The organism is Tateyamaria sp., assembly GCF_059783535.1.
Genome location: NZ_JBYNDP010000131.1, coordinates 1 through 7,726, shown reverse-complemented (window position 1 = coordinate 7,726; position 7,726 = coordinate 1). Strand labels below are relative to the sequence as shown.

Genomic DNA, 7,726 nt, shown 5'->3' with positions numbered 1-7,726 from the left:
TACTGTTGGTCATATTGCCGAAGCCTGTGCCGCGGGCCGCGCAGAGGATGGCCGCAGCGGGCCACTGGATGTGCCACATCTGCGCGCGCTTGGGCTGTTCGAGGCCATGGCACTTGCCAATGGGCAGGACGCGCGGTCAGGCGCGTGGGGTGCTGCCACGGAGGTGTCGCAGGGCAAGGATACGCCGTCAGGCCATTGGGAATTGGCGGGTGTCCCGGTGCCTTGGGACTGGCACTACTTCCCCGACACGCGCCCGGCCTTTCCGGACGCCGTGGTTGAAGCCGTTTGCGCTGCGGCCGGTGTTGACGGCATACTGGGCAATTGCCACGCGTCGGGCACCGCCATCATTGCCGAGCATGGTGCCGAGCATATCCGGTCTGGCAAGCCTATCTGCTACACCTCTGCGGACAGCGTATTCCAGATCGCAGCACACGAAGAGCATTTCGGTTTGGACCGGCTTTTGGACCTGTGCCAAGCGGTGGCGCCAGTTCTGCACAAGATGCGGGTTGGCCGTGTGATTGCCCGCCCTTTTGTCGGAGTGGAGGGCGCGTTTGAGCGGACTGTGAACCGCCGGGATTACGCCATCACTCCGCCTGCCCCGATCCTGACCAATTGGGTGCAGGATGCAGGACACCGCGTTTTTGGCGTGGGCAAGGTCGGCGATATCTTCTCGATGCAGGGCTTTGATGAGGTGCGTAAGGGCGCGGATGTCGACCTGATGGGTCATTTGGCTGATCTGGTTGGTTCCGCCGAGGATGGCAGCCTGACCTTTGCAAACTTTGTCGAATTCGACAGCCTGTATGGGCATCGCAGGGATGTTTCGGGGTATGCCCGTCATCTGGAATGGTTTGATGCCGAGATGGGCCGCATTTTACCACGGCTGCGCGCCGGTGATCTGCTGGTTCTGACCGCCGATCATGGCAATGATCCGACATGGGTGGGCACCGATCATACGCGCGAGCGGGTGCCTGTTTTGGTTCATGGTGGGGATGGCACGCCGCTGGGGCTGATTGGCTTTCAGGATGTGGCGCATTTGGTGGCGCGGCATTTGGGCGTTTCACCACAATGAGCGCCTGACGGCGCACGCGACCTTTTGGCGCTGACGCGCGTTGAGGCTCTGCCACAAACCCTGAAGTTTACTTGGCAAGATGAAGGGGATTGTCCCCATGCCGCTGTCGGGGCAGAAGAAGGTATCACCAAGGAGCTGCGCCATGTCCGAACATCTGACCGTTGTTGATCACCCGCTTATCCAGCACAAGCTGACCATCATGCGTGACAAGAGCACGCCGACGGCCGTGTTCCGGCAGCTGTTGCGGGAGATTTCGCAACTTCTTGCCTACGAAGTGACGCGCGGACTGCCGATGACGACCAAACGTATCGAGACCCCTATGCAGGAGATGGATGCACCGACCTTGGATGGCAAGAAGCTGGCCCTGATTTCGATCCTGCGCGCGGGGAATGGGTTGCTGGACGGGGTGCTGGAATTGATCCCTTCGGCCCGGGTCGGGTTTGTTGGCTTGTACCGGGACGAAGAGACGCTGCAGCCCGTCGAATACTATTTCAAAGTGCCGGAATCGTTGGAAGATCGCCTGGTCATTGCGGTTGATCCGATGCTGGCCACCGGCAATTCCTCTGCTGCGGCCATCGACAAGCTGAAAGAGGCCGGGGCGACCAATATCCGTTTTCTGTGCCTGCTGGCTGCCCCCGAAGGCATTGCCCGCATGAAGGACGCGCATCCGGACGTCCCAATCGTGACCGCTGCGGTCGATGATCAGCTGAATGACGTGGGATACATCGTTCCGGGACTTGGCGATGCAGGCGATCGCATGTTTGGCACCAAATAGCGGGTATCGCCGCTTTACTCATGCCGGGTGTTGAGGCATCGTGTTCCCCATATCTTGTGGGGGATATAATGAAAGTAACTAGAATTGCAGCTTGGGCTGTCATCGCGGCGTCGTTGTCTATCGGGTTTGGCCACGCCCAATCCTTGCGTGATGCGCAGACCCCGGCAGAGTTTCCGCCAGCATCCTTCAACGGAACACAATATGTGGACAGCCGGGGCTGCGTCTATGTGCGCGCAGGCATTGACGGCAATGTCACTTGGGTCCCCCGAGTGAACCGGCAGCGTCAGTTGATATGCGGTCAGACGCCAACACTGTCAGCCGAAGCTGCGGCTGCCGCGCGCGTCACACCGGGCCAATCGGCAGGGGCAACGCCGGAGCAGATTACAATCGCGCCCTCTGCCTCGGGCACGGCAACTCCGGTGCAACCTGCGCCGGTTGCACGCCCCACTGTTCGGACAACGCAGACTGCGCCCGCAGCGCCGGCCCAACCAACTCAGCGTGTGATTGTACGTCGATCCGTACCGGCGCCAGCCCCGGCCCGACCAGTTGCTGCAACATCCCCAGCCCCCACCCGCGCTCAGGCGCCTGCGGTACAGAGAACCGCCCCTGCTACCCAGCAAACCAGGGTGGCGCCGACCACGACCGTGCGTCGGGTACCGGTCGCATCCATCAACAATGCCGAACAAACGAGATCGGTTGATCCCGAAACCCGGGTTGTGCCGCTCCACGTCTATGACAGCCGAATTGCGCAAGGTCCCGCACCGATACCGGAGGGTTATCAGCCGGTTTGGGAGGATGACCGCTTGAACCGGAGACGTGCGGAGCAGTCCTTGAACGGCATTGCGCAAACCCGGCTTGCATGGACACGGACCGTGCCACGGCGCCTGATCGATCGCCGCACCGGTCGTGATGTCACAGCGACCGTTCCGCTCGTGTACCCGTATGTGGATGTCGCAACGCAAGAGCGTGATCTGGGGACTGTGACCCTCATCAAGCGTGATGGGCAACTCATGAAATGGGTGCAGCGCAAGACACGCAACAAAGCTCGGCAACCTGTTGTATCAACGCGGACTGCTGCAAAGCCGATTGTGAAAACTGCGGCGCGCGCCACTCCCGATACAGCGAAGCAAGCGGTCAAAGGCCGCTATGTCCAAGTGGGAACGTACAGCTTGCCCGCCAATGCAAAGGCTGCAGCGCAACGTATTGTGCGGTCTGGTCTGCCAGCGCGCATTGGCAAGTTCAAACGCGGCGGAAAATCGTATCAGATTGTCTTGGCGGGACCTTTTGGATCATCGGCTGATCTGTCAAACGGTTTGTCCCGCAGCCGCGCGCTTGGTTTCTCGGACGCTTTTGTCAGGAAGTAATGGTCAGCTTTCACAGATCGCCTGAAGTTGAAGCCAATCCCGGTCCTGCATAACGGGGACCGGGTCTTGGCCTGACATCGGATCGGCTTCGATCAGCCGCAAGGTTGCCTCGCCCGAGATGTCGCGCGCCCGGGCGTAAGGCGTGCTGCGCACCTCTGCGGCAGCGAAGGCTGGCAAAAGCGTTTCGGCTGGTATTTCAACAATGGCTTTGGCCAATTGATCCTCTGCAAATGCCTCGAGCGCGCTGGATGGAAGCGATCCTGTTGTCAACAAGGTGCCTGTGGCGCGTGGACCGGCATGTTCAAGCAGGGCGCGCAGAGGCGGTTTTTCGGCGCTGCGTGTCTGTTCGACAAGGATATAGCCGGCCGCAACGTCCGGTTCTTCATAGTCTTCAACCAGCGTCCGGTTCACCAGCACTGTACCGCCGGGCAAGGCCAGAACCTCTCGGACGCCCGCGGGCAACACCACGACACGTGCCACCCCGGTGCGTCCAGCCAGCGCAACAAGACCCGGGCGTGCCTCGATACTGTTGCAGGGTTGGCCGGACACACGTTCGATCCGGGCCAGCAAGGCCGCACCGATCTCTGCCTCCTTCACCGGGGGGACCACACGCATGGCGTGGTCGACCAATGCGCCGGGCAGCCAGAAAATGGCAAGTGCTGCCACGGCAGACACCGACACCGCGGCGCCGACCCAGCGCAGTCGGCCCTGCTTGGGCCGCGCCCGCGCAACGGCGCGGCGCAACGTGTCGATTGCGTCGATCATCGCCGCCTCGTCCGCTCCCAATTCGAGAACCTCATCCGGGTCTCCATCGGGATGAAAAGCCGCGCCGCCTTTGTCGGAAGCGGGCCCCTTTTCAACGGCGGCCAGTGACCAGTGCGTTATGGCGCGGTCATTCAGGTCGGAGATGATCAAGGTCGCATCCCCGATAGACACGATAACTTCGCGCCGCTGCGCATCCGCCGCGTCACGCCACAGGCCCGTTGCTTCGAGCCGATCATATTTGCTGAGTGCTGTCATACCTGTACTTTGGCGGGCGGGTTCATTGCCTCTGTCTTTGGCTGTCAGAATAGCAGAGCCGTAACCAAGCGCCAAGCGATCACAAAAACGTCGAAACCAAAAGCGTGATTTGACCGGGTTGGGTACAACTGTCAGCCTGCAAAACAGTTGAACAGGAAAGGCCGTATCATGCGATCACTCATTCTGAGCGCGCTTGCAGTGATGAGCCTACCGCTGGCGGGACATGCTGCGGAAGGCACACGTATTCAGGTGACCGGAGAGATTATTGACACCTGGTGTTATTACTCGGGCGTAATGGGCAGTCCCGATGCGGTGGTGGGGTCGGCGCACCACACCTGCGCGTTGTGGTGCAGTGCGGGCGGTATCCCTGTTGGGCTATTGGCAGAAGATGGCACTGTCTACATGGTGCTCAGGGTGGGTGAGGATGACCAGACGGCTGGTGGTGACACCGCGCTCAAACTGGCGGCGCATACGGTCGAGGCCGACGGCATGCTCTATGAACGTGATGGTCTGAAGTACCTTGTGGTGTCTGACGTGGTGTCCGACCTCGATATCACCAATCAGAACCACAACGACTATGGCAACGTGCCGCCTTTCTCGATCCCGAAATCCGCCCGGCCACAAGGAGACTGATCATGCTGAAACAGCTTACAGCCGCACTGGCATTGATGGCGTCTCCGCTCGTTGCGCAAGACTTCTCTGAAGGGTCCGAAGCGCGCAGTTGGAACTTGTATGCCGAGGTTCCGGCCACGTTCGAGGCCACGGTCGTTGACCTGTTGTGCACCTTCACGGGCGATTGCCCTGCCGATTGTGGCGCTGGCAAGCGCCAGCTTGGTCTGTTGCGCACCGCCGATGACACGTTGATCCTGCCGATGAAGAACAGCCAGCCGGCCTTTACCGGTGCAGCCGTCGAATTGCAGCCCTTTTGCAACCAGACCATCACCGTCGACGGGCTGATGATTGATGACCCCGAGCTTGGGGCCAACAATGTCTATCTGGTGCAGACCATTGTGCCGCCGGGAGGTGGTGACAAGATCAAGGCGAACAAGTGGACCAAGAACTGGGCCGCCGAACACCCTGAGGCCAAGGGCAAAGGTCCGTGGTTCCGTCGCGATCCCGGCGTCAAGGCGATTATCGCTGAGGAAGGGTATCTGGGTCTGGGACTTGAGTTCGATGAGGCCTGGATTGCGGAGAACTTCTGAGGTGATGCGCGGTGTTTTGATGGCCTTGGCGCTTGTGGCGGGGATGCCCGCCGCAGGCCAAAGCCCGTTTCCGGTTGATATTGGTGGACCTTACGCACTGTTGGATCAGAACGGCCAAACGCGCACGCAGGTTGATCCGGACGGCAAGCATCAGCTGCTGTTCTTTGGCTATGCCAATTGCCTGAACATCTGTTCCGCTGCCCTGCCGTTGATGGCGCAGGTGGTGGACGAGCTGGCCGCCGACGGGATCGATGTGACCCCGGTAATGATCACGGTTGCGCCGGATCAGGATCAGGTCGATACAATGGGGGCGCCGCTGGCAGAGATCCATCCGGATTTCATCGGGTTGACGGGTGAAGATGATGCCTTGCAGGTGGCTTACGATGCCTTCAAGGTCGAGGTTGAGCCACTGTTCCAGGACCCGGAATACGGCTGGATCTACTCCCATGGCAGTTTCGTGCACCTTCTGGATGGCGATGGTGAGCTGTTGACCCTATTGCCGCCCATTCTGGACGTGGCGCAGGCCACGAAAATAGCCAGAGGCTACATCACGCCACAGGGCTGATCAGTTGAACTGTTCTGAAATCAGCCGCTCTTCGAGCCCGTGACCGGGGTCGAAGAGAATGCGGTGCACGACGGACGGCTCAGACTGGATTTCCACGGCAGCAATGTCGCGGAAAGATCGCGAATCCGCTTCGGCCATGACCGGACGTTTGTCGCCCTCCAACACGTCAATTCTGACATTGGCTGTTTTGGGCAGCAGTGCACCGCGCCAGCGGCGCGGGCGGAACGCGGCAACGGCAGTCAGTGCCAGCACGTCCGATCCGATGGGCAAGACAGGCCCGTGCGCAGAATAATTGTAAGCCGTTGAGCCAGCAGGCGTGGACACCAGCGCACCGTCACACACCAGTTCGTCCATGCGCAGGCGGCCATCCACGGTGATCCGCAGTTTTGCGGCCTGTGGGCCTGCGCGCAGCAAGGACACCTCATTGATGGCAAGCGCATGATGGCTTTTGCCATTGGTATCCAGTGCCGTCATGGACAGCGGGTTCAATTCCGCTTCTTCAGCGGCTTCGAGGCGTGCCTCCAAATCGGACTCGCCATATTCGTTCATCAGAAAGCCGATGGTCCCGCGGTTCATGCCGTAAACGGGCACGTTAAAGTGCTGCGACGCATGCAGGGTCTGCAACATGAACCCATCGCCGCCCAGCGCGACAATGACGTCGGCGGATTCGGCAGGCACATCACCATAACGCCCGATCAATGTCGCCCGTGCTGTTTGCGCAACCGGCGCGCGGCTGGCCGCAAAGGCGATCTTGAGTGGCATTGGTGTTTCCTATGGCATTCGTTCTGTGCCGAAAGAACCATATCTTTTCGCCCCTTACCAGCGCCCAGCGCGCTTTGTCGCTGGTGATGTACGATTGGTCGGGATACATCCTTTGCTCAAAGGCCCGGTTTCCGATAGGAAACGGCAAATCAAAACGACTCAGTCCACGCAGGAGAGTTCCCATGAATGCGCCCCACCGCACAGATGGTTTTTTCACCCAGAGCCTTGCCGATCGTGATTCCGAGCTGTTCGGCTCAATCCGTGACGAGCTGGGTCGCCAGCGGGACGAGATCGAGCTGATCGCGTCAGAGAACATCGTGTCCGCCGCTGTGCTTGAGGCGCAGGGTTCGGTGATGACCAATAAATACGCCGAAGGCTACCCAGGCCGCCGCTACTATGGTGGGTGCCAGTTCGTCGACGTGGCCGAGAACCTTGCCATTGAGCGCGCTTGCAAGCTGTTTGATTGCGGCTTCGCGAATGTTCAGCCGAATTCTGGCTCGCAAGCCAACCAAGGTGTTTTCCAGGCGCTTCTGCAACCTGGCGATACGATTCTGGGCATGTCGCTGGATGCCGGCGGCCACCTGACCCACGGTGCGCGCCCCAACCAGTCGGGCAAGTGGTTCAACGCAGTGCAATACGGCGTGCGCCGCGACACACTGGACATTGACTATGACCAGATCGAAGCGCTGGCGCTCGAGCACAAGCCGCAGATGATCATCGCCGGTGGCTCAGCCATCCCGCGCGTGATCGACTTTGCCCGTATTCGCGAGATTGCAGACAAGGTCGGTGCCTATGTTCTGGCCGATGTCGCCCACTTCGCAGGTCTGATCGCCGCGGGCGAATACCCCTCGCCCTTCCCGCATGTGCACGTGGCGACGACCACCACGCACAAGACCCTGCGCGGCCCGCGCGGTGGCATGATCCTGACCAATGACGAGGCGCTGGCCAAGAAGTTCAACTCGGCCATCT

At 60.4% G+C, this 7,726-nt stretch carries 9 protein-coding genes; 7 read left to right on the top strand and 2 right to left on the bottom strand.

What is annotated here, in order from left to right; genetic code table 11:
• The 3 genes from AC6RA8_RS18465 to AC6RA8_RS18455 all read left to right on the top strand — a co-directional run.
• Window positions 1-1,069: phosphopentomutase (locus tag AC6RA8_RS18465; protein WP_500354702.1), on the top strand; the 1,069-nt coding region annotated here is incomplete at its 5' end.
• 142 nt (window positions 1,070-1,211) lie between these two features.
• A complete protein-coding gene (gene upp, locus AC6RA8_RS18460; protein ID WP_500354700.1) occupies window positions 1,212-1,844 on the top strand; it encodes a uracil phosphoribosyltransferase in 633 nt (210 codons plus the stop codon).
• A 68-nt stretch (window positions 1,845-1,912) separates the two neighbouring features.
• Window positions 1,913-3,208, top strand: coding sequence for an SPOR domain-containing protein (locus tag AC6RA8_RS18455; protein WP_500354698.1), 1,296 nt, complete (start codon window positions 1,913-1,915; stop codon window positions 3,206-3,208).
• A gap of 3 nt (window positions 3,209-3,211) precedes the next feature.
• On the opposite strand, the gene AC6RA8_RS18450 is transcribed toward AC6RA8_RS18455, so the two are convergent.
• The gene (locus tag AC6RA8_RS18450) at window positions 3,212-4,228 is read right to left on the bottom strand and encodes a M48 family metalloprotease (protein WP_500354696.1); all 1,017 of its coding nucleotides are present in this window, start codon (window positions 4,226-4,228) and stop codon (window positions 3,212-3,214) included.
• Between the two features lie 168 nt (window positions 4,229-4,396).
• On the opposite strand from AC6RA8_RS18450, the gene AC6RA8_RS18445 reads away from it, so the two are divergent.
• Genes AC6RA8_RS18445 through AC6RA8_RS18435 form a run of 3 tightly spaced genes read left to right on the top strand, consistent with a single transcriptional unit; the run spans window position 4,397 to window position 5,995 of the window.
• Window positions 4,397-4,861 (top strand): hypothetical protein, encoded by a 465-nt coding sequence (locus AC6RA8_RS18445; protein ID WP_500354694.1) that lies wholly within the window; start codon window positions 4,397-4,399, stop codon window positions 4,859-4,861.
• Window positions 4,862-4,863: 2 nt separating this feature from the next.
• Window positions 4,864-5,430: a hypothetical protein gene (locus AC6RA8_RS18440; RefSeq protein WP_500354692.1), complete on the top strand. Its 567-nt coding sequence runs from the start codon at window positions 4,864-4,866 to the stop codon at window positions 5,428-5,430.
• The gene (locus tag AC6RA8_RS18435; protein WP_500354690.1) at window positions 5,414-5,995 is read left to right on the top strand and encodes an SCO family protein; all 582 of its coding nucleotides are present in this window, start codon (window positions 5,414-5,416) and stop codon (window positions 5,993-5,995) included. The genes AC6RA8_RS18440 and AC6RA8_RS18435 overlap by 17 nt, the downstream gene beginning before the upstream one ends.
• On the opposite strand, the gene AC6RA8_RS18430 is transcribed toward AC6RA8_RS18435, so the two are convergent.
• Window positions 5,996-6,757: an NAD kinase gene (locus AC6RA8_RS18430; RefSeq protein WP_500354688.1), complete on the bottom strand. Its 762-nt coding sequence runs from the start codon at window positions 6,755-6,757 to the stop codon at window positions 5,996-5,998.
• A gap of 182 nt (window positions 6,758-6,939) precedes the next feature.
• On the opposite strand from AC6RA8_RS18430, the gene glyA reads away from it, so the two are divergent.
• Window positions 6,940-7,726 (top strand): serine hydroxymethyltransferase (gene glyA / locus AC6RA8_RS18425; protein ID WP_500354686.1); only part of this gene is annotated, 787 nt, incomplete at its 3' end.

What these genes read in the sequence shown, in the direction of transcription:
- upp (WP_500354700.1), top strand. Translation starts at nt 1,212, where the DNA reads ATGTCCGAACATCTGACCGTTGTTGATCACCCGCTTATCCAGCACAAG.
- AC6RA8_RS18455 (WP_500354698.1), top strand. Translation starts at nt 1,913, where the DNA reads ATGAAAGTAACTAGAATTGCAGCTTGGGCTGTCATCGCGGCGTCGTTG.
- AC6RA8_RS18450 (WP_500354696.1), bottom strand. Translation starts at nt 4,228, where the DNA reads ATGACAGCACTCAGCAAATATGATCGGCTCGAAGCAACGGGCCTGTGG.
- AC6RA8_RS18445 (WP_500354694.1), top strand. Translation starts at nt 4,397, where the DNA reads ATGCGATCACTCATTCTGAGCGCGCTTGCAGTGATGAGCCTACCGCTG.
- AC6RA8_RS18440 (WP_500354692.1), top strand. Translation starts at nt 4,864, where the DNA reads ATGCTGAAACAGCTTACAGCCGCACTGGCATTGATGGCGTCTCCGCTC.
- AC6RA8_RS18430 (WP_500354688.1), bottom strand. Translation starts at nt 6,757, where the DNA reads ATGCCACTCAAGATCGCCTTTGCGGCCAGCCGCGCGCCGGTTGCGCAA.